Here is a 26,010-nt window from a genome sequence, read left to right on the forward strand (position 1 = left end):
TCGGAGGCCCAGGGGACAATGGGTTCATGGGACACGGTGATGGCAGAGGCCGCATGGTGTCCTCGGCCGACGCCGACGATACGGGAACGCGCATCCTCCACGTCGACATGGACGCGTTCTATGCTGCCGTCGAAGTGCTGGACGACCCGAGTCTCCGCGGACTGCCGCTGATCATCGGGTCACCGGACGGGCGCTCCGTGGTCTCCAGCGCCTCCTACGAGGCACGGAGCTACGGCGTGCGCTCCGCGATGCCCGTGTCGCAGGCCGTGCGGCTGTGCCCGACGGCACGTATCGTCCCGCCGCACTTCCACCGGTACCAAGAGGTGTCGCGGCAGGTGATGGCGATCTTCGAGTCGTTCACGCCGCTCGTGGAGCCGCTGTCGGTGGACGAGGCGTTCCTCGACGTGCAGGGTGTGCGCCGGCTCTGGGGGAGCCCCGCCCGGATTGCGGCCCAGATCCGTGACCGCGTCCTCGCCGAGGTCGGCATCACGTGCAGCGTCGGCGTGGCCGCGACCAAGCACGTGGCGAAGATGGCGTCGACCATGGCCAAGCCGGACGGGATGCTCGTGGTCGCGGAACACGACACCCTCGCCTTCCTCGCGCCGCGCCCCGTGCGAGCGCTGTGGGGCGTGGGGCCGAAGGCGGCGGAGGCCCTGGAGGCCCGGGGTCTGCGCTCGATCGGCGACCTCCGCACCGCATCGCCCGAGATGCTGGACCGCGCCGTGGGGCCGGCGCTGAGTGCCCGCCTGGCGCAGCTGGCGCGGGGGGAGGACGCCCGCGCGGTGGACACCGAGCGCGTGGAGAAGAGCATCGGCCACGAGGAGACCTTCGACCACGACGTCACGGACCGGGCGTTCCTCCGCGCCGAGCTGCTCCGGCTGGCCGATCGCGTGGGCGCGCGCCTGCGCCGGGCCGGGTGGGAGACCTCCACGGTCGCGATCAAGATCCGCTTCGACGACTTCCGCACCGTCACCCGCTCGCAGACGCTGGCGGAGCCGACCGCCGTCGGCCAGCGCATCGGCGAGGCCGCGCAGGGCCTGTTCGCGCTCATCGAGCGTCGTGATCCCATCCGCCTCGTGGGAGTCCGTGCCGAGAACCTCCGGCCCGCGGGAGGCAGCGCGCTGGCGCTGTGGGACGAGGACGAGGACTGGCGCAAGGTCGAAGGGGCCGTCGACGAGGCCATGGCGCGGTTCGGTTCGGCGACGATCAGCAGGGCGCGCCACATCGGACGGGGCGAGGGGCGGGGCTCCGCGCGGCATCCGAAGGACCACGGCGTCGATTGAGCGCCCGTGGAAGGCCACTGTCGGCTACCGTGGGAACATGCCGAACATTGCACTGGAACTCGGGAATCAGGTCGCGTCCTTCGGCGTGAAGAGCGCGTACGGGGAACCGCAGGAGATCGACGGCGTCACCGTCACTCCGGTGGCGTTCACCTACGCGGGCTTCGGCGGAGCCAGCGGTGACGGCGGAGAAGGCGGTGGAGGTGGTGGCGTCTCGGTACCGGTCGGCGTCTACGTCCGGCGCGAGGAGGGGCTGCGCTTCGAGCCGAACATCGTGACGCTGCTCGTCGTCGCCGTGCCCTTCGTCTGGGTCGCCGGTCGGGCTCTCACGCGCATCATCCGTGCCCTCAAGAAGTGATGATGCGGTCGCAGCGGCGCTCTCGCACGCGGCGACGCTGATCGCGGAGGACGTCCGCGCCCTCGCGGCGTCCAATCCCGTCGTGCTGATCGACGGGGGGAGCGGTGCAGGCAAGACCTCTCTGGCCGCGCGCGTGGCGCGAGCCTGGCCGGTCACCGGACGCGTGCAGGTCATCGCCCTGGACTCCCTCTACCCGGGCTGGGACGGGCTCGATGACGGGGCGGAACGCGCGCTCGATGGCATCCTCCGCCCGCACGGGCGCGGACTCCTCGGGACCTGGCGTCGATGGGATTGGGACCGCGGCGAGGAGGCGGAGACCCACGCCGTCGATCCGGCCCTCGGCGTCATCGTCGAGGGCAGCGGGATCCTGCGGCCCTCGACCGCACGCCTGGCCGACGTCCGGATCTGGGTGGAGTCCGGCGAGTCGTCGCGGAAGGCCCGTGCGCTGGCGCGGGATGGGGACACCTACCGCCCGCACTGGGACCGGTGGGCGGCGCAGGAGCGCCGTCACCTCGAGCGAGACCGTCCGAGGGAACTCGCCACTCGCGTGATCGAGGTCCCCTGATTCCGCTCAGCGGAGGGCATCGGCGTCGCTCTCGTCGACGGCCTCGATGAGCAGCTCGAGACGGTATCCCAGCCAGTCATACACCGCCTGACCGTCACCGCCGACGTCGGGTTCGTCGTCGGTGATCCCGAGCCGCGTGGCGATGACGAGCCGGATGGCGGTGAGGGTGCGGAGCCACGCGTCCACGTCCTCGCGGCGTACGACGACGTCGCGGGGAACACGGGCACCCTCATCGGTCACCTCGGCGTCGGGGTCGAACACCTGCAGCGCCGTGCGCATCACCCGCGCATCGTGGAGCCGGCGGTCGAGGAGATCCGCGCGGGTGGCCGACGCGAAGGCGGCCGAAGCCTCGTCATCGTCCGGGTAGGCGTTCGGGGTCAGCCGCGCCACCCCAGGGTCGCCGCCTTCGGAATCCCGGAGCAGGTCCATGAAGTCATCGACGAGCCGGGCCAGGTGCATGCCCTCGATCGTGGCGACCGAGACGGTGATCGGTGGGGTGTTCATGCGGCCTTCCTGACGGTAGCCCAGAGCCCGTAGTCGTGCATCGCCTGTGCGTGCACCTCCATGGTCTCGCGGGGTCCGGTGGCGACGATCGCGTGTCCGTCGTGGTGGACGGCGAGCATGAGACGGGTGGCATGCTCGCGGGTGTAGCCGAAGTACGTGCGGAAGACGCGGACGACGTAGCTCATCAGATTCACCGGATCGTTCCACACGACGACCTCCCAGGGCTCCAGGGGCGCAGCGCAGAGATCGGTGGCCTCATCGACCTCGGGAAGAGCAGTCGACATGATCACGCCCACCCGAGCTCGTGCAGCTGCGCGTCGTCGATGCCGTGGAAGTGCGCGATCTCGTGGACGAGGGTGGTGTGGATCTCGTCGCGGAGTTCGTCGATGCCCTCGCACTGGGCGAGGTGCGGTTCCCGGTAGACGATGATGCGGTCGGGCAGCTCACCCATCCCATACTGCGTGCGCTCCGGCAACGCGAGGCCGTCGTACAGGCCGAGGAGATCCAGGCTCCCGTCCTCGGGACGATCCTCCACCACGAAGACGACGTTCTCGAGCTGCTCGACCATCTCATCGGGCAGCTGGTCGAGCTCGTCGATCACGAGGGCCTCGAAGGCCGCGGCGTCCATGTCCATCCCCTCCAGCCTACGGGGACGGCGCCGGGTTCCTCAGTGCAGGAGGACGAGCAGCGCCGCGACGCCGATGAAGAGGCTTCCGAACACGGTGTTGAGGATCCGCTGGCCGCGCGGAGAGCGGGTGAGGCGCCGGAAGGGGCGCGCCGCCGTGGCGAAGAACCCCCACATCACCAGGACGTCGACGACCACGACGGTGGCGACGAGAGCCAGATACTGGGGGAGCGGAGGCTGGTCCAGCCGGATGAACTGCGGGATGAACGCGAGGAAGAAGACGATCGCCTTGGGATTCAGCAGGTTGACCCAGAACCCGCGGCGCATCATCGACCAGTGGCTCTCCCGGGCATCCACGGGATCCGGCGCGTCATCGAGCGCGGGAGCGGGGCGGGTCAGGATCAACCGGATGCCGAGGTACACCAGATAGGCGGCGCCGGCGTATCGGATGAGGTTGAACAGGACGTCCGAGCGCGAGACGAGGAGCCCGACACCGGCAGCCACGATCACGACATGCACGATGAGCGCGATCTGCTGGCCGATGATTCCCCAGATCGAGCGCTTCCAGCCCTGCGTGAGGGAGTTGGACATCGTGTTGATCGCGCCGGCCCCCGGCGTGAAGCTGATCACCACGGATGCGGTGAGAAGAGAGAACCAGACCGCCAGTGACACCAGGACAGTCTAGGGCCGCAGGAGAGACGAAGAGGCTCGGACCGAACCGGTCCGAGCCTCTTCGAGCTGGGGTGAGTAACGGGGCTTGAACCCGCGACCTCCTGGACCACAACCAGGCGCTCTACCAACTGAGCTATACCCACCATGCGCCCGCCGAAACAGGCAACCCCACGAGTCTATTACATGTTCGGGGCGAACTCCGACACCGTGCGCGCGGCGATCTCCTTGGCGTCGTCGCTGGAAGGCCCGGGCTCGTCCACGAAGACGGCCTCCCGGTAGTAGCGGAGTTCGCGGATGGACTCCAGGATGTCGGCCAGCGCACGGTGGCCGCCGTCCTTCGCCGGAGCCTGGAAGAACACCCGGGGGTACCAGCGACGGGACAGCTCCTTGATGCTGGAGACGTCGACGTTCCGGTAGTGCAGCCACTGGTCGACCTGCGGCATGTACTTCGCGAGGAACATGCGGTCGGTGCCGATCGTGTTGCCGGCGAGAGGCGCGCGGCGCTCGAGCGGGACGAAGCGGCGGATGTAGGCCAGCGTCTGCTCCTCCGCCTCCTGGAGGGTGACTCCGTGCGGGATCTCGTCGATGAGTCCCGAGGTCTCGTGCATGGCGGTGACGAAGTCGTTCATGTGCGCGAGCGCGTCCGCGCTCGGACGGATGACGACCTGGAAGCCGGGGTCGAGCGGACGGAGCTCGAAGTCGGTCACCACCACGGCGATCTCGACGAGTTCGTCGACCGCGAGATCGAGACCCGTCATCTCGCAGTCGATCCAGACGAGGCGGTCGTTCTCCGAAGCAGTCATCATGTCGCCATCCTATCGACGGCCCCGACATCCACCGGGGGAGCGCGGTACGGTAGAGAGGTCCGCCTCCGTAGCTCAGGGGATAGAGCAGGAGCCTTCTAATCTCTTGGTCGCAGGTTCGAATCCTGCCGGGGGCGCAGGGAAATCCGGTCGAGACGGCCGCTGTCAGCAGTGCCGCAGCGCGTCGACCGCGTCATCCGCGCGCCAGAACTCGCCGATCAGCCGGAAGCCGCCCGTCGCCAGGTGCAGCCGTTCCGCGCGGTAACGGAGGCCCAGAGGGTCGGCCACCACCCGCAGATGGCCGAGGACGTGGTCGCGGTTGTCCTGGACGCGCCACAGGTGATCGGCGGCACGGACGAGGTGCTCTCGACGGGACGCGAGCGGCGGGGCTGCTAGCGGGACTCCGGGAGCGGGGATCGAAGCGGTGGCGGTGGTCATGGTCTCTCCTTCCATGGTTCGAACGTACGACCGACCACCGACATTCGCGCGCGCTCCGGTATCCCGCGATGACCTGGCTTCTTCTGCACAAAGCACCGCCACCCGCGCCCGTCCACGGATCACGGGATCGCGTCCCCGCCACCTGCTCGGCGGGGTGCACGCTGGAGCGCATCCGGCCGCCGAGCCGGCAGCGAGAGGACGAACAGATGATCGACACCGTGACCGTCGTCGGGAGAGTCGCGACGGAGCCCACACCCGGGCGGACGAGCGCAGGAGTGCCCGTCACGAACTTCCGGCTCGCGAGCACGCACCGGCGCTTCGACGCGGCGAGCGGCTCGTGGGTGGACGCAGGGACCAACTGGTTCTCGATTGCGGCCTTCCGTCAGCTCGCCGAACACGCGCGGGCCTCGCTGCGGGTGGGGGACAGCGTCATCGTCTCCGGACGACTCCGGGTGCGACCGTGGGAGAGCAACGGGAAGCAAGGGACGAGCGTCGACATCGACGCGGATACGATCGGGCACGATCTCCGGTGGGGGACCACGGCATATCGGCCGAGCGCTCGGCCCTCGCCCGCGGAGGCGGGGGAAAGCGGCGATCACACGACGGCGGACGACGAGGCGCGCGACGCGTGGGATCAGCCTGTGGAGACCGAGGCGGCCTAGACTCTGCTCGTGCTCCGATCGGTCCTCCCGTCCCGCGCTGCGGCGCTCGTGCTCGTCGCCGGTGTCTCGGTAGCCGTCCTAACCGGATGCGCGCCGGAGCCCACGGCGACGCCGACTCCCACGGCGACAGCCACCGCTGATCCGACGCCGTCCGCCGCTCCTGCCCTGGTGTCGGACGGGAGCGCCGAGGACAACCTCCCCGTGTTCACGGCAGTGGCGGAGCAGGTCTGGGGGACGGAGCAACGCGGGGAGGGGCGCGCGTACGTCGACGGTCTCGTCGCGGCGGGATTCGATCGGGAGGCTATGCAGCTCACGCCGGACCAGTCCACCGTCGGGAACCCGGCGGAGAGCATCCAGTTCTCGGTCCGCTGGGGCGAGGAGGAGTGCCTGATTGGACAGGTGGGTCCCTCCACCGGTGCCGTCGTGACCACGGTCATGCCCCAGCTCGCCGGCGGGCGGTGCCTGGTGGGCGCGACGCGGCCGATCGACTGGTGACTCGCGTACACAGATAAGCCCACTCGCGGCCGGTAGGCTGGAGTGTCGATCTTCGACGCCAACAGAAGGAGCGGTTTTCGGTGGCTGAGTACATCTACTCCATGGTTCGTGCCCGCAAGGCGGTGGGTGAGAAGCTCATCCTGGACGACGTCACGATGGCGTTCCTGCCGGGCGCGAAGATCGGCATGGTCGGCCCCAACGGCGCCGGAAAGTCGACGATCCTCAAGATCATGGCCGGGCTCGACACCCCGTCCAACGGTGAGGCCAAGCTCTCGCCGGGGTACTCCGTCGGCATCCTCATGCAGGAGCCGGAGCTCGACGAGTCGAAGACGGTCCTCGAGAACATCCAGGACGGCATCGCCATCAAGGCGAAGGTCGACCGGTTCAACGAGATCTCCGCGCTGATGGCCGACCCGGATGCCGACTTCGACGCGCTCCTCGCGGAGATGGGGACGCTGCAGGAGGAGATCGACGCGGCGGACGGCTGGGACCTCGACTCTCAGCTCGAGCAGGCGATGGACGCCCTCCGCACCCCTCCCGGCGACGCGGCCATCGCTCCGCTCTCCGGTGGCGAGAAGCGCCGTGTGGCGCTGGCCAAGCTGCTGCTGCAGAAGCCCGACCTGCTGCTCCTCGACGAGCCCACCAACCACCTCGACGCGGAGAGCGTGCTCTGGCTCGAGCAGCACCTCCAGTCGTATAAGGGCGCCGTGATCGCCATCACCCACGACCGGTACTTCCTCGACCACGTGGCCGAGTGGATCGCCGAGGTCGACCGCGGACGGCTCATCGGCTACGAGGGCAACTACTCCACGTACCTGGAGAAGAAGGCCGAGCGCCTCGACATCCAGGGCAAGAAGGACGCGAAGCTCGCCAAGCGCCTGAAGGACGAGCTGGACTGGGTCCGCTCCAGCGCGAAGGGGCGCCAGACGAAGTCGAAGGCGCGTCTGGCCCGGTACGAGGAGATGGCGGCCGAGGCGGAGCGCACGAGGAAGCTGGACTTCGAGGAGATCCAGATCCCCGCCGGTCCTCGACTCGGCAACGTGGTCATCGAGGCCAAGAACCTCCAAAAGGGCTTCGACGGCCGCTCGCTCATCGACGGCCTGAGCTTCAGCCTTCCGCCGAACGGCATCGTCGGCGTCATCGGCCCGAACGGCGTCGGAAAGACGACCCTGTTCAAGACCATCGTCGGGCTGGAGCCCCTGGACGGCGGCGATCTGAAGATCGGCGAGACCGTCAAGATCAGCTACGTCGACCAGTCGCGGTCGTCGATCGACCCGAACAAGACCCTGTGGGAGGTCGTCTCCGACGGTCTGGACTTCATCACGGTCGGTAAGACCGAGATCCCGTCCCGGGCCTACGTCTCGAAGTTCGGTTTCAAGGGCCCGGACCAGCAGAAGAAGGCCGGCGTGCTCTCCGGTGGTGAGCGCAACCGTCTGAACCTCGCGCTCACCCTCAAGGAGGGCGGCAACCTGCTCCTCCTCGACGAGCCGACCAACGACCTCGACGTCGAGACGCTGAGCTCCCTGGAGAATGCGCTGCTCGAATTCCCCGGCTGTGCGGTGGTCATCACTCACGACCGGTGGTTCCTGGACCGGATCGCGACGCACATCCTCGCCTACGAGGGCACGGACGAGAAGCCCGACCAGTGGTACTGGTTCGAGGGCAACTTCGAGGCCTACGAGCAGAACAAGATCGAGCGACTCGGCCCGGATGCGGCGAAGCCCCACCGGTCGACGCACCGCAAGCTCACCCGCGACTGAGTCGGCTATGGGCACTGACTCGCCGGGTTCCCGCCTGCACATCCCGATCCACCTCCGCTGGGGCGATCTGGATGCGTTCAACCACGTCAACAACACCTCGATGCTCAAGCTGCTCGAGGAGGCGCGCGTCCGCGCGTTCTGGCGGGCGGGACCCGGCGAGGAGGCGCCGTCCACCGCCGTCCTCGACTCCGGGATCGAGGAGGGGATCCTGACCCTCATCGCGCGGCAGGAGATCGAGTACCTCGCTCCGGTTCCGTACCAGCGGCGCCCGCTCGAGGTGCAGATGTGGTTCGGGAAGCTCGGCGGGTCCAGCGTCGAGGTCTGCTACGAGGTGCACAACGACCCCGCCGCCGAGCCGCGTGAGCTCTACGCGCGATCCACCGCGATCATCGTGCTCGTCGACGCGGGTACCGGACGGCCGACACGCCTGACGGCGGAGATGCGCGAGGCGTGGGAGCCGTACGTCGGTCCCTCCATCGAGTACGCGCACCGCTGAGCGATGCGTCAGCGATCCTCGGGAACGCGGATCATGATCTCCTGCGCGACACTCGCCACCAGCGTGCCCTCCCGGGTGTAGACGCGCCCCGTAGCGAGTCCGCGACCGCCGCGGGCGTTCGGCGACTCCTGCACATAGAGGAGCCACTCGTCCACGCGCGCCGGGCGATGCCACCACATCGCGTGGTCAAGACTCGCGACCTTCAGGCCGGGAAGTGACCAGGAGACCCCGTGTGCGCGCAGGATCGACTCCTGGATCGTCATGTCGCTGAGGTAGGCCAGCGCGGCCCGATGCAGCCGCTGGTCGTCGGGGAGCGGGGCGCGCAGTCGCATCCACACCGCCTGCCGGGGGACCCGTTCGTCATCGTTCGGCAGGTAGAGGGGGGAGTCGACGTGGCGGATGTCCGCGGCACGCTCGCTCAGCATGCGTCGCGCGCCTCCGGCGAGCCCGGGCACACGGTCTTCATCGGGGGCGAGGTCTTCCGGGACGGGCACACCGGCGGGCATGGGCTCGGCGTGCTCCACCCCGGGATCGGCATCCTGGAACGAGGCGATCATCGAGAAGATCGGCACGCCGTTCTGGTACGCCTGGGTGCGGCGGGTGGAGAACGAACGTCCGTCGTGGATACGGTCGACGGCGATGGTGATCCCTTGGCTCGCATCGCCGGGACGGAGGAAGTAGCCGTGCATCGAGTGGACGGCGCGGTCCTCCGGCAGCGTGCGCTCCGCGGCCACGAGGGTCTGCGCGAGCACCTGTCCGCCGTAGATGCGGCCGCTCGGCATCGGGTGCGACGAGCCGGTGAAGATGTCCTCGGTGGTCCGCGCCTGGGTGGCGTCGAGGTCGAGGACGTCGAGAAGACGCTCCACGGTCTGGATGGCGTGCTCGTCGGCGCTCATGTGTTCCCCTCCGCGGCCCGGGGTCGCCGCTCGTTGGTAGTTTAGAACGCGTGACCCCTCAGCTCCTGCTCGCCGATCCGGACACGGCGAAGGATGTCCTCACGTTCACGGGCCGCGCGGCCCGGGTGTCCGACGAGGGTGTGCGGCTCCAGGCTCATCAGGGCGTGCTGGCCCTCACCACGGCGGTCCTCGCGCCTCAGGGGCTCTTCGATCAGACGCCGACGATCCTTGCCATGCGCATCGTCCGAGCCGACCCGGAGCTCGAGTGCGACCTCGTGATCGACGCCCTGAGGTCGACGGACGACCCGCAGCGCCTCGCCCTGCCGGAGACCGCTCTCTCACCCGCGTGGGCCGGTGTCGCGCCCCCACGACAGGGGTGGGCACTGGAGTCGACCCTTACCGCCTCCGTCATCGCGCAGCGCGCGCAGTGGGGCATCTCCGCGGTCGCGCACGGCGCGGGACCGGGATCCGGCGAAGAGGCGGTGCGCGCGCTCCGCGCGGCGATCTGGGGCGAGCCGGACGACGACCTCGGCGGCCTGCCGCGCGGCGTCGCTTTCGCGGCAGACGCGCTCGGATTCATCTCCGGCGAAGAGGACGTGCCCGTCACGCGTTCCGGTCGTTGGACGCGGCTCGCGTTCCGCCGCGGCCACGTGCTCGCCCGCGGTCCCGTGGCCTCCGGGCTGACCGGCGTGCGAGCCACCGGCACCCGCGCCTGACGCGATCGCGGGACCGGCGGGCAGCTCGGGATCAGCCGACGGCAGCCGCTGCGCGACCCGCCTGACGGCCGGAGAACAGGCACCCGCCGAGGAACGTGCCCTCCAGGGCTCGATAGCCGTGCGCCCCTCCGCCGCCGAAGCCGCTGGCCTCGCCCGCGGCGAAGAGACCCGGAATCGGCGCGCCGCTTCCATCCAGGGCGCGACCGTCCAGATCCGTGTTGATCCCCCCGAGGGACTTCCTGGTGAGCACGTGCAGCTTGACCGCGATCAGCGGCCCGGCGGCGGGGTCCTGGAGCCGATGCGGGGCCGCGGTGCGGATGAGCTTGTCACCGCGATAGGCCCGCATCGAGCGCAGCATGCCGATCTGCGGGTCCTTGCTGAAGTCGTTGGCCATCTCCCGGTCGCGGGCGACCACCTCGCGGCGCACGGCCTCGATGTCCAGGAGCTCGCCCCCGGGGTGGGCCGCCATCTGCTCCAGCAGCGACTCCAGGTCGTTCTCGACGATGAAGTCCTCGCCCTCGTCGAGGAACGACTGCACGGGTCCGGTCGGCCCTTTCGCGAGGCGGGACTTGAGGAGCAGGGCGACGTCCTTGCCGGTGAGATCCGGGTTCTGCTCGCTGCCGGACAGCGCGAACTCCTTCTCCACGATCTGCCGCGAGGTCACGAACCAGGAGTGGTCGTGGCCCGTCCGCCGCAGGTGCTCGAGCGTGCCGAGGGTGTCGAAGCCAGGGTAGAGCGGAACGGGGAGCCGGTGTCCGGTCGCGTCGAGCCACAGCGACGAGGGCCCGGGCAGGATGCGGATGCCGTGCTGCGGCCACACCGGGTCCCAGTTCGTGATGCCCTCCACGTAGTGCCACATCCGGTCGCCGTTGATGAGGCGGGCTCCGGCGGCGGCGCTCACGGTCTGCATCGAGCCGTCGACATAGGCAGGCACGCCGGAGAGCATGTGCGCCGGGGGAGTGCCGAGGCGCGAGGGCCAGGCCGCTCGGACGAGGTCATGGTTTCCGCCGATGCCCCCAGAGGCCACGATCGTCGCCGCCGCGTCGATCTCGAACGCGGCGATCACGTCTCGGGATGAGGGGACGCCCCGGGCGGCACCGTCCGACGCCAGCACGCTCCCGCGCGCACCGGTCACGCGTCCGTCGGTGAGCACGAGTTCCTCGACGCGGTGTCGGGCGAGGACGGTGAGCCGTCCCTCGCGCTCTCCCTGCTCGACGGCGGCCGCGAACGGGGCGACGATCCCCGGCCCGGTGCCCCAGGTGATGTGGAAGCGGGGGACGGAGTTCCCCGGACCGAGGGCGCCGTAGCCGCCCCGCTCGGCCCAGCCCACCACCGGGAAGAAGCCGACACCGCGGGCGCGGAGCCAGGAGCGCTTCTCGCCGGCCGCGAACTGCAGATAGGCCTCTGCCCAGCGCCGGGGCCACTCGTCCTCGGGGCGGTCGAATCCGGCGGTGCCGAACCAGTCCTGGGTCGCGAGCTCGAGCGAGTCGGTGATGCCGAGGCGGCGCTGTTCCGGAGAGTCCACGAGGAAAAGCCCGCCGAAGGACCACCACGCCTGCCCGCCCAGGTTCGTCCGCGGCTCTTGATCGACGATGACGACGCGACGTCCGGCCTCGAGGGCTTCCGCGGCGGCCACGAGACCTGCCAACCCCCAACCGATCACCAGGACGTCTGCGGTCGGGGGTGTGGTCGTCATGGGGTCTCCGTTGAATCCTGACGGGTGCGGGTCTCCAGGGTCGTGCGCCCCTGGGGAGCCGTGCCGATGCCGGACGGCTCGAATGTGTTCACCATGGCATATGCGGCGCGCTCCAGGTAGTCCCAGAGAGCGGTTTCGTGCAACGGGGACAACTGCGCCTCGTCCAGAGCCGTGCGCATATGACGAAGCCAACGATCGCGGGCGTCGGGGTCGACGCGGAAGGGCATGTGACGCATCCGCAGGCGGGGGTGCCCACGGGTCTCGCCGTAGGTGCTCGGGCCGCCCCAGTACTGTTCGAGGAACAGCAGCAGCCGCTCCTCGGCCGGACCGAGGTCCTCCTCCGGGTACATCGGCTTGAGCACCGGGTCGAGGGCGACCTCGCGATAGAAGACCGAGACGATCTTCGCGAACGTCTCGCGCCCGCCGACCTCGTCGTAGAACGTCACTTGTCTGCACTCCCGTCGCCGCCGGTGTTCTTCTTGCGCCGCCAGATGCCGCGATCCGGGATCACGGGCACCCCGGTGACGGCGTTGGGGCGCGTCTTCGGCGGGTTGGCGCCCCGCACGCGGCGCGCACCCTCCAATCCGGTGGGCACGACGTCCGCGAGACGCGGCACGTCGATCTCCTTCTCCAGCAGAGCGGCTCGGAGCTGGCGTCGGAGCTCCTGCGCCACGTCGTCTCGCGCGTTCGCCCTGGTCTTGATGACGGCGCGCACCACGAGGGCGTCGCCGTCCACCGACTCCAGGCCCCACAGCTCCGGCTTCTCCACGATGCGGGTGCGCCACTTCGGGTCCTTCGCCAGGCCCTGCGCCGTCTCCAGCAGGATGTGCTCGACCTGTTCGAGGTCGGAATCGGGTGCCACACCGATGTCGACGATCGCGCGCGCCCAGCCCTGCGACATGTTCCCGATCCGGGTGACCTCTCCGTTGCGCACATACCAGAGGGTCCCGTTCACGTCCCGCACCTGGGTCACGCGCACGCTGACGTACTCGACGACGCCGCTCGCCAGCCCGAGGTCGACGACGTCGCCGATGCCGATCTGGTCTTCGGCGACGAGGAAGATACCGTTCAGCACGTCTTTGACGATGTTCTGGGCGCCGAAACCGAGACCGGCACCGACCGCCGCCGTGAGAAGGGTGAGCGAGCCGAGGAGAGCATTGTCGATCGCGTTGACGATGAGGATGATCGCGATGATCACGAGCATCACGTTGACGATGTTCTGCAGGATGGTGCCGAGCGTGCGCGTGCGCTGGACCAGTCGCATGTCGGCCAGCGGGGAGCGTTCGAGTGCCTGGGTGTCGTCGACGGCGGCCTTGTTCTTGGCGGTGTCGACGATGCGGTGCACGACCCGCCTGATCACCCGGCGCAGCACGAGCGCGATGAGGACGCAGGCGCCGATGATCAGGGCGATCTGCAGGAGCTTGCCGCCGACCTTGGTCAGCAGCGCGAGCATGTCCACCACCCACGCGGGGAGTTCGGCGGGCGTCGGCGTGGGGGTCGTCTCAGCGGAAATCAGCATCGTGTCGATGGTACCGAGAGGGCCTCTGCGCCGGCTGGAAGAGCGGCGGCAGAGGCCCGTGTCGGTGTCGGTGGTGGAGGGTCAGTCCTCGGCGTCGCGGGACTGCGCGGCGAGGGCACGCTCCACGTCCGCAAGGTTCTCCAGCACGAGCCGGCGCAGGGCGGGCGGCGCGTCCTGGTGCGCGGAGAGCCAGCCCCGCGTCGCATCGCGCAGCGCGACGTCGGCGAGAGCGGTGGGGAAGAGCCCGACGACCAGGTACTGCGCGATCTGGTAGGTCCGCGACTCCCACACCGGCAGGAGCATGTCGAAGTACTGCGGCACGAAGGCGCCCAGCACTTCCACACCCGCCGGGTGGACGAAGCCGAGGGCTGCCGAGCGGACGATCGTGTTCGGGGCGTCGTCGCGTGCGATCAGCGCGTCCCAGGCCTCCTGCTTCGCGGCGGCATCCGGAAGCGCGGCGCGCGCCTGCGCGGCGAACTCCGCACCCTTGGCGGTGTTGTCGGCGGCGAGCGCGGCGTCGATGGCCCCGGCGTCGGTCGCACCGATGGTCGCGAGGCCGACGAGGAGCTGCCAGCTCAGGTCGGCGTCGACATCGAGTCCGGGGAGCGTCTCCTCACCCGAGCGCAGACGCCCGACGATGCCGGCGTGCTCCGGCGTCACCAGGTTGTTCGCGAAGGCGGTGACGAACTGGAGCTGGCTGTCGCTGCCGGCCTCCGCCGACTCGGCGAGCGCCCAGAGACCGTCGGCCACCTTCAGCCGTGCGGCTTCGCGCTCCGCCGGGGCGACGTAGAGCGTCGCGGCCGTCCGGAGCTGCGCGAGGGTGGTGCGGACCGTGGTGGACTCGGTCTCCCGGCCGATGTTGCCGAGAACGAGGTCGATGTAGTCGGACGCCGCCGTCTCCGCGTCGCGGGTCTGGTCCCAGGCGGCGCCCCAGACGAGCGAGCGGGCGAGGGGGTCGTGGATGTCGGCGAGGTGGGCGATCGCTGTCGCGAGCGACTTCTCGTCGAGACGGATCTTCGCGTACGCGAGGTCGTCGTCGTTGAGGAGGATGAGGTCGGGACGGTCGAGGCCCTGGAGCTCGGGGACCTCGGTGCGGTCGCCGTCCACGTCGACCTCGATGTGATGGGTGCGCGTGAGCGCGCCGTCCTGCAGCGAGTAGAAGCCGATGCCGAGACGGTGCGGACGGATGGTCGGGTAGTCGGCCGGAGCCGTCTGGGTGATGGCGAAGCGCGAGATCTTGCCGTTGTCGTCCTCGGCCACGACGGGCTCGAGGGTGTTGACCCCGGCCGTCTCCAGCCACTTCTTCGACCACGTACCGAGATCGCGGCCGCTCGTGGCCTCCAGCTCCGTCAGGAGGTCGCTGAGCTCGGTGTTGCCCCAGGAGTGCTTCTGGAAGTACTGCGAGACACCGGCGAAGAACGCCTCGATGCCGACCCACGCGGCGAGCTGCTTGAGGACCGAGCCGCCCTTGGCGTAGGTGATGCCGTCGAAGTTGACCTGCACGTCCTCGAGGTCGTTGATCTCGGCGACGATCGGGTGCGTGGAGGGGAGCTGGTCCTGGCGGTAGGCCCAGGTCTTCTCCATCGCGTTGAAGGTCGTCCAGGCCTCGGTCCACTCGGTCGCCTCGGCCGTCGCGATGGTGGACGCCCACTCGGCGAACGACTCGTTGAGCCAGAGGTCGTTCCACCACTTCATGGTGACGAGGTCGCCGAACCACATGTGGGCGAGCTCGTGGAGGATCGTCACGACGCGACGCTCCTTGACGGCGTCGGTGACCTTGCTGCGGAAGACGTACGTCTCGGTGAACGTCACCGCTCCCGCGTTCTCCATCGCGCCGGCGTTGAACTCGGGGACGAAGAGCTGGTCGTACTTGGCGAACGGGTACGGCACGCCGAACTTGGACTCGAAGTAGGCGAAGCCCTGACGGGTCTTGTCGAAGATGTAGTCGGCGTCCAGGTGCTGCCAGAGGCTCTTGCGTCCGTAGACCCCGAGCGGGATCACCCGTCCCGAGGCGCTGGTGAGCTCGGAGAAGGTCGCCTCGTACGGTCCGGCGACGAGAGCCGTGATGTAGGAGGAGATCCGGGGCGTGGGCTCGAAGCCCCAGGTGGCCGAGACGCCGTCGTCGTGGACGATGGGCTCGGGGGTGGGGGAGTTGGAGACGACCTTCCACTCCGCGGGGGCGGTCACCGTGAACTGGAAGGTGGCCTTGAGGTCGGGCTGCTCGAAGACGGCGAACACGCGACGGGAGTCGGGCACCTCGAACTGCGAGTAGAGGTACACCTCGCCGTCCACCGGGTCGACGAAGCGGTGCAGGCCCTCGCCGGTGTTGGTGTAGAGGCAGTCGGCGTCGACGACGAGGACGTTCTCCTCCTGCAGACCGGCGAGCGCGATCCGGGAGTCGGCGAAGACCTCGCGCGGGTCGAGCTGCTCTCCGTTGAGCGAGATCTCGCGCACGTCGCGGGCGATGAGGTCGATGAAGGTGAAGCTGTCGGGGGACGCGGAGAAGCGCACGACGCTCCGGGAGCCGAAGACCTCGGCGCCCTTGGTCAGATCGAGGGCGACCTCATAGGAGTGCGTGTCGACGACGTCGCGGCGCTCCTGCGCTTCGATTCGGGTGAGGTTCTCTCCAGGCAAAGCTGTACTCCCAGGGGTGAGGGGATGTAACCGGGGGTCGGCGCAGTTGGCGCCGACGGCAACCATGACAGCCTACGCCAGAGCGACGCGCGCGCCGTCGATCCTCACGAACCGGGGATAGTCACGGTCGTGCGGACGCTCGTCGTCCGCGGAGGTGGGAAGATGGAGGGGTGACCGCGATCGAGCCGAATGTCGTTCCCTTTGCCTCGCCCGCCGCTGCCGGCGGCGACCCCTATGTGACCACGCCCGTCGCCTACGACGCCATCCTCTTGGCGAGCTTCGGCGGCCCGGAGGGCCAGGAGGACGTGATCCCCTTCCTCCGGAACGTGACGCGCGGTCGGGGCATCCCGGATGAGCGGCTGGAGGAGGTCGCGCACCACTACCGTCACTTCGGCGGCGTGAGCCCGATCAACGGCCAGAACCGCGTGCTCAAGGAGGCGCTGGAGAAGGCGCTCGTGGCCCGGGGGATCGATCTCCCGGTGTACTGGGGCAACCGCAACTGGGGTCCGTACCTCGAGGACGTGCTGCCCGAGGCGTCCGCCAACGGCCACACCACCCTCCTCGCCTTCGCCACGAGCGCGTACAGCTCGTTCTCCAGCTGCCGCCAGTACCGCGAGGACTTCGCCCGCGTGCTGACCGACACCGGCCTCGGCGAGACGGTCACCATCGACAAGATCCGCCCCTTCTACGACCACCCCGGCTTCGTCGAGGCCTTCGAGGCGGGCGTGCGGGAGTCGGTGCAGACCTACCTCGACCAGGGCTTCGCGCCGACCGAGATCCAGGTCCTCTTCTCCACGCACAGCATCCCGACCGCCGACGCCGAGCGCTCCGGCGCCCGCGACATCGACTGGGGCGAGGGCGGGGCCTATGCCGCGCAGCACCTCGCCGTGTCGGAGTGGACGATGGAGCAGGTGCGGGCCGCCATCCCGGGAGCCGCCGACGTGCCCTGGGAGCTCGTCTACCAGTCCCGTTCGGGCCCCGCGTCGCAGCCCTGGCTGGAGCCCGACGTCTGCGACGTGATCGCGGAGCTCCCGGCGCGCGGTCGCAAGGCGGTCATCGTGGTCCCCGTCGGCTTCATGAGCGACCACATGGAGGTCCTCTGGGATCTCGACACCGAGGCCGCCGAGGCCGCGGAGGAGGCGGGCCTCGCCTTCGTCCGTACGCCGACGCCCGGTGTCCGCGAGGCTTTCGTGGAGGGCATCGTCGACCTCATCGAGGAGCGCCTGCAGGGGCGCCCGAACGCGGAGCGTCCGCACGTCACCGATCTGCCCGGCGCCTTCGACGTCTGCCGTCCCGGGTGCTGCGAGAACGTGCGCGCGGGGTTCAAGCCCGCGGCGGCCGGCATCGCCCCCTGAGTCGCGGACGGAGCGGATCCTAGGATGGAGAACATGCGCATCCACATCGCCACCGATCACGCCGGACTCGAGTTCTCGACGCGGCTGCAGGAGCATCTCCGCGCCGCAGGGCACGAGGTGATCGACCACGGTCCGGTGGAGTACGACGCGCTCGACGACTACCCGGCCTTCTGCATCCGGGCGGCGCAGGCCGTCGTCGTCGATCAGGCGACCGGGGTGCCGGCGCTCGGTGTCGTCTTCGGCGGCTCGGGCAACGGCGAGCAGATCGCCGCGAACAAGGTCGCCGGGGTCCGCGCAGCGCTCGTCTGGAACCTCTCCACGGCCGAACTCGCGCGGGAGCACAATGACGCGAACGTCATCTCCATCGGAGCTCGTCAGCACACCTACGACGAGGTCACGGCGTTCATCGACCGGTTCATCGCCACGCCGTTCTCCGGCGACGAGCGGCACGTCCGGCGCATCGGACAGATCGCCGACTTCGAGCGCGACGGCTCGCTCCTCCCGGACCCCCGAGCCTGACATGCCCGAGGGACATTCCGTCCACCGCATCGCGCGGCAGTTCGATCGTAACTTCGTCGGCAAGACGATGAGCGCTTCCAGCCCGCAGGGACGCTTCGCCGAGGGCGCCGCGGTGCTCGACGGACGTCAGGCCGTGAGCGTGCAGGCCGTGGGCAAGCAGATGTTCCTCGAAGCGGAGGGTGACCTCTGGCTGCGCGTGCACCTCGGTCTCTACGGTGCCTGGGACTTCGCGGGGGAGATCCTCGTCGACCCCACCATCGCGTCGGCCAACGGCCGGATGGGCCAGACCAATCAGCGCGGCACCACTCTCGACGAGACGATCCTCGACGACGCGGGGGAGAACTCGCTCGCCTCGATCGGGGCACCGCGGCGCGCCAGGGTCCACGTGCGGATGTCCGAGCAGACCAAGGGGCTGACCGACGAGATCGACGAATGGCCGCCCCCTGTGGTGGGTCAGGTGCGCCTGCGACTGATGACCGACATCACGGTGGCCGACCTGCGCGGTCCCACGGCGTGCGTGTTGCAGACCCCCGAGGAGATGCTGGCGACAGTCGCCAAGCTCGGTCCCGATCCGCTCGTCGGCGATCCGGCGGAGAACGAGGAGCGGTTCGTCCGCGCCGTGCGGAAGAAGCCGACCCCGATCGCCCTGCTGCTGATGGACCAGGCGGTCGTCAGCGGCATCGGCAACGTGTACCGCGCCGAGATGCTCTATCGGCAGAGGCTGAACCCGCATACGCCCGGCCGCGACGTCCCGGAGGATGTCGTCAGGGCGCTCTGGCATGACTGGGTGCGGCTGCTGGCCATCGGCGTGGAGACCGGCCAGATGATGACCATGGACGGGCTGTCTCCCGAGCAGTACCGCGCCGCGATGGCGAGCCGCGACGACCGCCACTGGGTCTACCACCGGGCGGGCCTGCCGTGCCGGGTGTGCGGGACCGAGATCGCGCTGGAGGAGATCGGCGCCCGCAAGTTGTACTGGTGCCCGCGCTGTCAGGCCTGAGGGCGGGATCTTCGGGGCTCCCGCCGCTCTAGGCTGGGATCCATGCGACAGAATCCGAGCTTCACGCTCGCCGATGTGGCCGAGATCCGCCGCCTCATCGATGCCAACCCGTGGGCGACGGTGGTGAGTGCGCCTGAGGACGGTCTGGTCGCCTCGCACTATGCCGTCCTCCTCGACGACGACCGCGATGATCTGACGGTCGTGGGGCACGTGGGCCGCCCGGACGACGCCATCCACGGCCTGGGGGAGCGGGAGATCCTGCTCGCCTTCCAAGGGCCGCATGGGTACGTCTCTCCGGGCTGGTACGGCGACGTCCCCGCGGTGCCGACCTGGAACTACACCGCGGTGCACCTGTCGGGCGTTCCCGAGATCCTCAGCACCGCGGAGAACCTCCGTGTGCTCGATGCCCTGGTCGCGCGGTTCGAGTCGCGCCTGCCCGACCCGCGCCTGATGTGGGAGCGTCCGAACGACGCGGCCTTCATCGAGAGACTCGAATCCGGAACGGTCGGCTTCCGTCTCACCCCGACGAAGGTCGTCGCCAAGCGGAAGCTGAGCCAGAACAAGCCTGCGGAGACCATCGAGGCGGTGATCGCGGCGCTGCATGCCGAAGGGCCGTACGCGAACGCCGCCCTCGCCGCGGAGATGCGTCGTGCGCAGGACGCGCGGACGGGTGGCGGGGCGTGAGCGCCCTCGGCGTCGAGGTCGGTACGGTTCGTGCCGTCCGCCCCGTGGGTCCGGGGCGGGAGTTCCTGCTGGACGATGAGCCGGTCGACCTCCACCTCGCCGACGGACGCATCGTCGACATCGCGCCGACCGGGGCCCTGCCGGCGCGCGGCGAGGTCATCGAGGCCGACGGTGCCTGGGCGGTGCCCGGGCTCTGGGACAACCATGTGCACACCGTGCAGTGGGCTCTCGCGGCGGAGCGCGTCCCTCTGGGGGAAGCGGACTCAGCCGCCGGGGCCGCGAGGTTGATGCGCGATGCGCCCGTGCTGCCCGACGGACGACGGATCGGCGCGGGGTTCCGGGACGCGCTGTGGCCGGATCGGCCGTCCGTGGCCGCGCTCGATGCCGAGACCGGCGTCGTGCCCACCTACCTGATCAATGCGGACGTGCACAGCGTCTGGCTGAACTCGGCGGCCCTGGCGCGCGAGGGCTTCCGCGCGGACGACGGTCTGCTCCGCGAGGAGGACGCGTTCGAGATCTCCCGCCGGCTCAATGCCGTCGACCCTGCCCACAGCGATGAGGCGGTCATCCGTGCGGGGGCGGCGGCCGCGGCACGGGGTGTGACCGGTCTGGTCGACTTCGACATGGCGTGGAACGCCGATGCCTGGCCGCGACGGATCCTCGCGGGCTTCGCCGCGCACCGTGTCGAGTTCGCGTTCTACCCGGCGGATCTCGATCGGGCCATCACCACGGGCCTCCGCACGGGGGAGCGCCTTGCGGTGTCGGATCCGACCGGGCTGGTCGGATCCCTCGTGCGGGTCGGGTCGTTGAAGGTCATCAGCGACGGCTCGCTCGGCACCCGTACCGCGGCGTGCTCACACTCCTACCCCGGCGACCCCGCGAACTACGGGGTGCTGACGGTGCCTCCGGAGGAGCTCACGGCGCTGCTGACCACTGCGGCGGGAGCGGGGATCGAGGCCGCCGTGCACGCGATCGGCGATCGCGCTGTGACGGCGGCCCTCGACGCCTTCGGCGCTTCCGGTGCCACAGGGTCGATGGAACATGCGCAACTGGTGCGGCACGCCGACCTCACCCGATTCGCCCGGCTCGGGGTGCGCGCGAGCGTCCAACCCCAGCATGCGGTGGACGACCGCGACCTGGTCGAGCACCACTGGGCGGAGCAGACCGCGATCGGCTACCCGCTCGCCTCGCTGCTGTCGGCGGGTGCGGAGGTGCGCTTCGGCTCCGATGCGCCGGTCGCGCCGCTCGACCCCTGGCACGCGATCTCCGCGGCGGTGTGGCGGACCGACGACGATCGGGCCGCCTGGCATCCGGAGGAGCGGGTGACGCTGGAGCAGGCCCTCGAAGCGAGTGTCCGCACGTCGCTCCGCCCCGGTCAGGGCGCAGACATCGTGATCCTCGGAAGTGATCCTCGCACTGCGGACGCGACGGGGCTCCGGACGATGCCCGTCACCACGACGCTGCTCGGCGGTCGCCTCACGCACGTCGCCTGAGGCGCCGCGCACACGACGAAGGGCGGCCCCGGATCGGAGCCGCCCTTCGTCGTGTGCGTGGTGTCAGGCCGCGATGTGCGACACGAGGAACCAGCGGTCCTTCTCCAGCCCGCGCTGGATCTCGATCGCCACGTCCTGGCTCGTGAGGTCGACCTCGTCCAGGCCCTCGACGGCTGCCTTGACGTCGACGAGGATCGCGTCGATGTCGGCGATCACGGCTCGGATCAGTTCGTCCGACTGTGCGAAGCCGGCGGGAACGCCGGTGGCGCCTGCCTTCTCGGCGACGGCGTTCACGCGCGCGTCGATCGGCAGGCCCAGAGCGACGATGCGCTCGGCCGCGGTGTCGGCGAAGTCACCCGCGTGGGCGACGATCGTGTCGAGCAGCTCGTGCACGCCGACGAAGTTGGCGCCGCGGACGTGCCAGTGCGCCTGCTTGCCGTTGACGGTCAGCGCCTGGAGGCCGAGGACGACGGGGGAGAGGAACTGCGCCGCACCGGCGGCCACAGTCGGGTCGATGGCGGTGGTGGAAACGGTCTGGGCCTTGCTCATCTTCTTGCTCCTCCGAATGAAGTTCTCTGTCTGACGAGTACAACGTTACTCAGGCTCAGGCATTCCGCAAGGAAGCTGAGGCTCCACTCACTTCCGCGTGATTCCGGGGGAGTGAGGGTAGTCTCGCCTCATGAGCATCGCTGCCGGAGCCTCCGTCCTCGCCCTCCCGGATCGCACCCCCGAGCTCGACGACACCGCCTTCGTCGCGGACGGCGCCCGCATCGTCGGCGCGGTGTCCCTCGGAGCCGGTGCCAGCGTCTGGTACAACGCGGTGCTTCGCGGTGACTCCTCGCCGATCGTCATCGGCGCTGGCAGCAACGTGCAGGACAACGTGTCGGTCCACGTCGACGCCGGGCATCCCGTCCTCGTCGGGTCACGGGTGTCGATCGGGCACAACGCTGTCGTGCACGGCTGCACGATCGGTGACGGCTCTCTCATCGGGATGGGGGCCGTCATCCTCAGCGGCGCCGTGATCGGAGAGGGCTGCCTGATCGCCGGCGGTGCCGTCGTGCTCGGTGGGACCGAGGTGCCGCCGGGGTCCCTGGTGGCAGGCGTGCCGGCGAAGGTGCGCAGATCGCTCTCAGACGACGAACGCGCCTCGCTGCTGGCGAATGCCGCGATCTACCTGGAGCATGCTGCCACGCACACGCAGGCGAGCGAGGCGTGAGACCTCGCCCCGCTAGGCTGGGGCGGTACGGGGCGGTGGCCAAGCTGGTTAAGGCAGTGGGCTCATAACCCAACGATCGTCGGTTCAAGTCCGACCCGCCCTACCGCTCAAACCTCTCGATCAGCGTAATTCCGCGGATCTAGGAGGCGAATCACGTGCTCATTCCCACGATCCACGTCGCCGCGATCCGCCTCATCGTCGTGTCGGCAGTTCCCGAAAGCACCCGCGGTCGCGCCCTGGCAGCGATGGGCAGCGTCACCCAGACCGCCGGTGTCACCGGCACGCCCCTCGCCGCGCCCCTCGTCGTCGCCGTCGGACCTGCCGGCGCCCTGGCCGTCGCCGGAATCGGCACGCTCCTGGCCGCGGTGCTGACCCTGCTCATGTACAGCACCCGCCGGGCGCAGGGGAATCATCGACGTGTCGATGTGCGTCGCCGGTAAAGGAGCAGGACCAGGCCGAGGGCGACCGTGGCAGCTCCGAGGGCGACGATGATGGCGAGGAACCCACGGTCGACCCCGGTGCGGGCGAGATCCTCTGCCCCGGAACCGCCGGTGGGGCTGATCGACGGTGACGGCGACGGGGTGGGGGGCGGCGCTGGATCAGCCGTGTACCGGTTGTCGATCGTCACCACCGTGTCGACCCCTGGGCGGACGGGGAATGGGGCGTCGAAAGGCTCGAGCGCGACGGGGGCGCCCCCGTCGATGGTGATCGAGGCGGTGGTGGCGACGGTCGTATCGGGTGCGGCGCCGGTCTCGGTTTCGATGACCCTGCACTCGTGGGCTTCCAACACGGTCGCGTTTCCCGCATCCGCGGTTCCGGCTCCGACGGGGAGAGCGAAGGAGTAGGACGTGTCGGGGGTGCATTGCACCTCCAATCTCGCGTCTCCGGCACGCAACGCGACGTCGTCGCTGCCGTTCTTCACAACCAAGAGGTGCCCCGCGGGTTGGAACTCGTTGGTGAAGTCGCAGATCGCATCCGGGTTCTCCGGAGTCAGGATGACGTCGACGCTGGCACTCTCCGTGTCCACGGTGGCCGCATTCGCGCCGCAGTCGGCGGAGGCGAGACTCCAGGATCCTTCGGCGCTCGGCGCAGGGAGGAGCTCGACGATGCCGTAATGCGCCGAGGGCTCGACGGTCAACGCGTCAGCGGCCGGACCCTCCCACTCCGCTTCCACGAACTCACCGACCGTCGTCGTCGTGGCCACCGCCTGGTAGACAGCCGACGTTCCGGGGGTGATCCGTGCGCCCTCCCTCGGCGTGACCACGAATCCTGCGCTGCCCGCCACGGGGGTGGTCGCCTTACGGATCGTGATCGACCCGCCCGGGGTGTACCGGTTGGTGACGACACAGTCGAAGGTCTCGCCTTCGCCGATCTCGACGGTCCCCGTCCGCTGCTGCCCGTCGGCGGTGAGGGGAACCTCCGTACCGTTGCACTGCGCGCCCTGCGCTTCCCAGGACCCTGCTCCGGTCGGCGCGGGGAGCGTCTCCGTGACGGTGTATGTGCCGGGCGTCGAACCGAGCGATTCGGCAACGAGAGCCTGGTCGCCGTCACCGGCGGTGGTGACGGTCGTCTGTCGGTCGGCTCCTGGGGCGGGAACGTCGATCGCGAACGGGAAGGTGCCCCCGGCGCCCACGGTGAGCTTGGACAGGGTTCCCGGACCGGTGCGGACCCGCTCGTTCGTGAATGTGCACGTGACCGTGTCGCCGGCGAGAAGGCGGATCTGCGCGGTCATCTCCGTGATCGTCACCGGTGTCCCTCCCGCGCTGGAGCACACGGGAGGGCCCGTAGGCTGCCATCCATCCGTGGGCGCCTCGGTGACTTCCCATGCCGGTTCGCCCGTTCCGACCGCGCCCCGGATGAACGTCTGCGACGCGGGTGAGGAGGCGGACGGGGAAAGGGTGAAGTCGTTGACGCCGTCTCGGTTCGTGTCCGCATACGACAGGTTGCCGTCGAACCGGAACGTGCCCTGCCCGAGCGAGCTGGGAGCGAGTTGCTTCCGGACGACGATCGTCCCGGACTCCGGTGGGGGAGAGACCGCGTAGTAGTAGCAGAAGACGTGGGTCTGGTTCTTCGGGAAGGACAGGAACTCGACGTTGTCTCCGTTGACGGCGTCCTGTGCACACCGCAGCGCCGCATATCCGTGCGTTTCCTGTCGACCGTTCAGAGGCTCCGAGGGCGTGCCGCCCTGTACCCAAAGCGTCTGCCCGGATCGAACGATCTGCGCCTGTGTGGAGTCGAGCTCGACGGTCACGGCCCCCTCGATGATGCGGCCGGTGTCCGCTCCCTGCGCGTCGAGTTCCGGCACGCTCGGTTTCGTGACGATAGTGGAGGCGAACGGTTGCGTCACCGTCGAGAGGTTCAGAGTCGCAGCGGACTTCCCCTGGTGGGAGCGGCCCATGGTGAGACGCCAGTCCGTCAGGGGGGAACAGTTCGGGGATCCTGCCTCCTCATCGGCGACCGTGATGATGCCGTTCGCCGGGTAGGTCGTGTCCGCGCCGAGATCACGCAGCGACTCCATGAGGTTGTTCCGGGCCTTGTTCGCCATGACGTCGGTGTACTGATCGCAGACCCGGGCGACGTATGTGACGAGCAGCGGGAGGTCCTTCGCCGGTGGCAGCACGACGGCGGTCGCGCCGATCGGGGCGAGGAGTGTGCCTGTCGCGAGAACCAGGCCGAGACCTGCGGCGAGGAGTCGTTCGCGCGCGTCGAACCCCATGGTGTTTCCCCCTTACGTCGCTCACCACCCGGCGGGCAGGTGAAACTCGCATGAGCGTAGACCGTGGGTGGACTCAGCGACGATGCTCCCGGTCGTGGTATTCCAGCCTTCCGGGATTGAGGGGCAGGTGCGACCAGCCGCCGCGTGATGCGCGCCCTGCCGTAATCGTCGCCACATTCTCCCGTCTTTCCTCTGGAGGTCTCGACGCCCGTCAGCCTCCGGATCGGAGCAGGAGCCATGTCGACCACGAGTGTGCCGAACGCGGAGACGCGACGTCGGATCGAGGACGGGGGGGCAGCTCGCGTTGCGTCTCGCGATCGCGGCGAGTTTCGCCCTCGCGGTCGCCGATCGCTTCGGGGCCCTCGGTGGCCCGGGGGAAGACGGCGTGTCGTGGGGGGCGTGGACGATCTTCCGTGCGTACACGGCACAGCTCGTCCCTGTCCCCGTCGACCTGGTGGTGGACACGGCGGCCGTGCTGGCGACGGCTCTGGAGACCGTCCTCGCTCTGCTGCTGGCAGTCGGGCTGTGGACCCGGCTCGCGGCGGGAGTCGCCGCGCTACTCACGGTGACGTTCGGCGTGACGATGCTCGTCTTCCTCGGGCCGCTTGCGCCGTTCCGATACCCGGTCTTCGTCTTCACGGCCGCCGCGATCCTGCTCGCGGGGCTTAAGCGCTACCGGTGGAGCATCGATGCGCTGCGAAAGGAGGTGCCGGGAGCGGGGAGAGACAACGATGCCCCCGGCACCAGGTAGACGGCGAATGCCTCTACAGACGGACGGACGCGTCGGAAGGGGAAGCGATCCGTCACAGGAGAGATGACGAGGTGACCGTTTCATGACGCCGTTTTCCGCAGGATCACGGCATATTGCACGTGCCGCGAGAAACCCGTGCGGCCGAACCGCGTAACAG

Annotated in this window: 29 protein-coding genes and 3 tRNA genes; 18 read left to right on the forward strand and 14 right to left on the reverse strand. The window is 69.4% G+C overall.

What is annotated here, in order from left to right:
- The first annotated feature begins 26 nt into the window (after positions 1-26).
- From BLU02_RS01220 to BLU02_RS01230, 3 genes are read left to right on the forward strand one after another with little or no spacing between them, the layout of a single operon-like run.
- The gene (locus BLU02_RS01220) at positions 27-1,283 is read left to right on the forward strand and encodes a DNA polymerase IV (RefSeq protein WP_060922767.1); all 1,257 of its coding nucleotides are present in this window, start codon (positions 27-29) and stop codon (positions 1,281-1,283) included.
- Between the two features lie 37 nt (positions 1,284-1,320).
- Entirely contained in the window at positions 1,321-1,638 is a 318-nt protein-coding gene (locus BLU02_RS01225) for a hypothetical protein (protein ID WP_060922768.1), read from the forward strand.
- A complete protein-coding gene (locus BLU02_RS01230) occupies positions 1,622-2,203 on the forward strand; it encodes a nucleoside/nucleotide kinase family protein (protein WP_060922769.1) in 582 nt (193 codons plus the stop codon). Before BLU02_RS01225 ends, BLU02_RS01230 begins: the two co-directional genes overlap by 17 nt.
- 6 nt (positions 2,204-2,209) lie before the next feature.
- Here the strand turns inward: BLU02_RS01230 and BLU02_RS01235 are convergent, their stop codons facing one another.
- From BLU02_RS01235 to orn, 6 genes are all read right to left on the reverse strand, one after another.
- Positions 2,210-2,707 (reverse strand): DUF2017 family protein, encoded by a 498-nt coding sequence (locus BLU02_RS01235; RefSeq protein ID WP_060922770.1) that lies wholly within the window; start codon positions 2,705-2,707, stop codon positions 2,210-2,212.
- Positions 2,704-2,991: an ATP-dependent Clp protease adapter ClpS gene (gene clpS / locus BLU02_RS01240; protein ID WP_060922779.1), complete on the reverse strand. Its 288-nt coding sequence runs from the start codon at positions 2,989-2,991 to the stop codon at positions 2,704-2,706. Before clpS ends, BLU02_RS01235 begins: the two co-directional genes overlap by 4 nt.
- A 2-nt stretch (positions 2,992-2,993) precedes the next feature.
- Positions 2,994-3,341: a metallopeptidase family protein gene (locus BLU02_RS01245; RefSeq protein WP_060922771.1), complete on the reverse strand. Its 348-nt coding sequence runs from the start codon at positions 3,339-3,341 to the stop codon at positions 2,994-2,996.
- Positions 3,342-3,374: 33 nt separating this feature from the next.
- Positions 3,375-4,004 (reverse strand): LysE family transporter, encoded by a 630-nt coding sequence (locus BLU02_RS01250; RefSeq protein ID WP_060922772.1) that lies wholly within the window; start codon positions 4,002-4,004, stop codon positions 3,375-3,377.
- A 67-nt stretch (positions 4,005-4,071) separates the two neighbouring features.
- Positions 4,072-4,147: transfer RNA gene (locus BLU02_RS01255), tRNA-His, on the reverse strand.
- 36 nt (positions 4,148-4,183) lie between these two features.
- The gene (orn, locus tag BLU02_RS01260; RefSeq protein WP_060922773.1) at positions 4,184-4,810 is read right to left on the reverse strand and encodes an oligoribonuclease; all 627 of its coding nucleotides are present in this window, start codon (positions 4,808-4,810) and stop codon (positions 4,184-4,186) included.
- A gap of 61 nt (positions 4,811-4,871) precedes the next feature.
- Here orn and BLU02_RS01265 point away from each other — a divergent pair.
- A tRNA-Arg gene (locus BLU02_RS01265) sits at positions 4,872-4,944 on the forward strand.
- Positions 4,945-4,972: 28 nt separating this feature from the next.
- Here the strand turns inward: BLU02_RS01265 and BLU02_RS01270 are convergent.
- Positions 4,973-5,245: a hypothetical protein gene (locus BLU02_RS01270; RefSeq protein ID WP_060922774.1), complete on the reverse strand. Its 273-nt coding sequence runs from the start codon at positions 5,243-5,245 to the stop codon at positions 4,973-4,975.
- A gap of 206 nt (positions 5,246-5,451) precedes the next feature.
- Here BLU02_RS01270 and BLU02_RS01275 point away from each other — a divergent pair, with 206 nt between their 5' ends.
- From BLU02_RS01275 to BLU02_RS01290, 4 genes are all read left to right on the forward strand, one after another.
- Positions 5,452-5,907: a single-stranded DNA-binding protein gene (locus BLU02_RS01275; protein WP_082750102.1), complete on the forward strand. Its 456-nt coding sequence runs from the start codon at positions 5,452-5,454 to the stop codon at positions 5,905-5,907.
- Positions 5,908-5,916: 9 nt separating this feature from the next.
- A complete protein-coding gene (locus BLU02_RS17665) occupies positions 5,917-6,402 on the forward strand; it encodes a DUF6993 domain-containing protein (RefSeq protein WP_231919615.1) in 486 nt (161 codons plus the stop codon).
- A gap of 80 nt (positions 6,403-6,482) precedes the next feature.
- Complete coding sequence (gene ettA, locus BLU02_RS01285) at positions 6,483-8,162, forward strand: energy-dependent translational throttle protein EttA (protein ID WP_060922775.1); 1,680 nt, start codon at positions 6,483-6,485, stop codon at positions 8,160-8,162.
- Between the two features lie 7 nt (positions 8,163-8,169).
- On the forward strand, positions 8,170-8,658 hold the full coding sequence (locus BLU02_RS01290; RefSeq protein ID WP_060922776.1) for an acyl-CoA thioesterase: 489 nt from the start codon (positions 8,170-8,172) through the stop codon (positions 8,656-8,658).
- Positions 8,659-8,666: 8 nt separating this feature from the next.
- Here BLU02_RS01290 and BLU02_RS01295 read toward each other — a convergent pair whose 3' ends face one another.
- Complete coding sequence (locus BLU02_RS01295) at positions 8,667-9,554, reverse strand: acyl-CoA thioesterase (RefSeq protein ID WP_060922777.1); 888 nt, start codon at positions 9,552-9,554, stop codon at positions 8,667-8,669.
- 50 nt (positions 9,555-9,604) lie between these two features.
- Between BLU02_RS01295 and BLU02_RS01300 the strand changes: the two genes are divergently transcribed.
- The gene (locus BLU02_RS01300; RefSeq protein ID WP_083370857.1) at positions 9,605-10,270 is read left to right on the forward strand and encodes a DUF8185 domain-containing protein; all 666 of its coding nucleotides are present in this window, start codon (positions 9,605-9,607) and stop codon (positions 10,268-10,270) included.
- 31 nt (positions 10,271-10,301) lie between these two features.
- Here the strand turns inward: BLU02_RS01300 and BLU02_RS01305 are convergent, their stop codons facing one another.
- The 4 genes from BLU02_RS01305 to pepN form a co-directional block, all read right to left on the reverse strand.
- Positions 10,302-11,966, reverse strand: coding sequence for an FAD-binding dehydrogenase (locus tag BLU02_RS01305; protein ID WP_060922007.1), 1,665 nt, complete (start codon positions 11,964-11,966; stop codon positions 10,302-10,304).
- Positions 11,963-12,412 carry a globin gene (locus BLU02_RS01310; RefSeq protein WP_060922006.1) on the reverse strand — a complete coding sequence of 150 codons (450 nt, stop codon included), beginning with the start codon at positions 12,410-12,412 and terminating at the stop codon, positions 11,963-11,965. Before BLU02_RS01310 ends, BLU02_RS01305 begins: the two co-directional genes overlap by 4 nt.
- Positions 12,409-13,485 (reverse strand): mechanosensitive ion channel family protein, encoded by a 1,077-nt coding sequence (locus BLU02_RS01315; protein WP_060922005.1) that lies wholly within the window; start codon positions 13,483-13,485, stop codon positions 12,409-12,411. The genes BLU02_RS01310 and BLU02_RS01315 overlap by 4 nt, the downstream gene beginning before the upstream one ends.
- Positions 13,486-13,566: 81 nt before the next feature.
- Complete coding sequence (gene pepN / locus BLU02_RS01320; protein WP_060922004.1) at positions 13,567-16,119, reverse strand: aminopeptidase N; 2,553 nt, start codon at positions 16,117-16,119, stop codon at positions 13,567-13,569.
- A gap of 170 nt (positions 16,120-16,289) precedes the next feature.
- Between pepN and BLU02_RS01325 the strand changes: the two genes are divergently transcribed.
- From BLU02_RS01325 to BLU02_RS01345, 5 genes are read left to right on the forward strand one after another with little or no spacing between them, the layout of a single operon-like run.
- The gene (locus BLU02_RS01325; RefSeq protein ID WP_060922003.1) at positions 16,290-17,474 is read left to right on the forward strand and encodes a ferrochelatase; all 1,185 of its coding nucleotides are present in this window, start codon (positions 16,290-16,292) and stop codon (positions 17,472-17,474) included.
- A gap of 33 nt (positions 17,475-17,507) precedes the next feature.
- Positions 17,508-17,993: a ribose-5-phosphate isomerase gene (locus BLU02_RS01330; RefSeq protein ID WP_060922011.1), complete on the forward strand. Its 486-nt coding sequence runs from the start codon at positions 17,508-17,510 to the stop codon at positions 17,991-17,993.
- A gap of 1 nt (position 17,994) precedes the next feature.
- Positions 17,995-18,993 carry an Fpg/Nei family DNA glycosylase gene (locus tag BLU02_RS01335; protein ID WP_060922002.1) on the forward strand — a complete coding sequence of 333 codons (999 nt, stop codon included), beginning with the start codon at positions 17,995-17,997 and terminating at the stop codon, positions 18,991-18,993.
- A gap of 42 nt (positions 18,994-19,035) precedes the next feature.
- Entirely contained in the window at positions 19,036-19,677 is a 642-nt protein-coding gene (locus BLU02_RS01340; RefSeq protein ID WP_060922001.1) for an FMN-binding negative transcriptional regulator, read from the forward strand.
- On the forward strand, positions 19,674-21,170 hold the full coding sequence (locus BLU02_RS01345) for an amidohydrolase (RefSeq protein WP_060922000.1): 1,497 nt from the start codon (positions 19,674-19,676) through the stop codon (positions 21,168-21,170). Before BLU02_RS01340 ends, BLU02_RS01345 begins: the two co-directional genes overlap by 4 nt.
- A 63-nt stretch (positions 21,171-21,233) precedes the next feature.
- Here the strand turns inward: BLU02_RS01345 and BLU02_RS01350 are convergent, their stop codons facing one another.
- A complete protein-coding gene (locus tag BLU02_RS01350) occupies positions 21,234-21,719 on the reverse strand; it encodes a Dps family protein (protein ID WP_025103404.1) in 486 nt (161 codons plus the stop codon).
- A 130-nt stretch (positions 21,720-21,849) separates the two neighbouring features.
- Here BLU02_RS01350 and BLU02_RS01355 point away from each other — a divergent pair, with 130 nt between their 5' ends.
- The 3 genes from BLU02_RS01355 to BLU02_RS01365 all read left to right on the forward strand — a co-directional run bounded on the left by BLU02_RS01355 (position 21,850) and on the right by BLU02_RS01365 (position 22,826).
- Complete coding sequence (locus BLU02_RS01355) at positions 21,850-22,386, forward strand: gamma carbonic anhydrase family protein (protein ID WP_060921999.1); 537 nt, start codon at positions 21,850-21,852, stop codon at positions 22,384-22,386.
- A 29-nt stretch (positions 22,387-22,415) separates the two neighbouring features.
- Positions 22,416-22,489 (forward strand) — tRNA-Ile (locus BLU02_RS01360).
- 52 nt (positions 22,490-22,541) lie between these two features.
- Positions 22,542-22,826 carry a hypothetical protein gene (locus BLU02_RS01365; protein ID WP_060921998.1) on the forward strand — a complete coding sequence of 95 codons (285 nt, stop codon included), beginning with the start codon at positions 22,542-22,544 and terminating at the stop codon, positions 22,824-22,826.
- Here the strand turns inward: BLU02_RS01365 and BLU02_RS01370 are convergent.
- Complete coding sequence (locus tag BLU02_RS01370; protein WP_060921997.1) at positions 22,796-25,102, reverse strand: prealbumin-like fold domain-containing protein; 2,307 nt, start codon at positions 25,100-25,102, stop codon at positions 22,796-22,798. The two genes, BLU02_RS01365 and BLU02_RS01370, sit on opposite strands and share 31 nt — an antisense overlap.
- Before the next feature lie 304 nt (positions 25,103-25,406).
- Between BLU02_RS01370 and BLU02_RS01375 the strand changes: the two genes are divergently transcribed.
- Positions 25,407-25,853 carry a DoxX family membrane protein gene (locus BLU02_RS01375; RefSeq protein ID WP_060921996.1) on the forward strand — a complete coding sequence of 149 codons (447 nt, stop codon included), beginning with the start codon at positions 25,407-25,409 and terminating at the stop codon, positions 25,851-25,853.
- Positions 25,854-26,010 lie beyond the last annotated feature (157 nt).

It is taken from the genome of Microbacterium paraoxydans, assembly GCF_900105335.1.
In the GTDB taxonomy this organism is placed as follows: Bacteria; Actinomycetota; Actinomycetes; order Actinomycetales; family Microbacteriaceae; genus Microbacterium; species Microbacterium paraoxydans.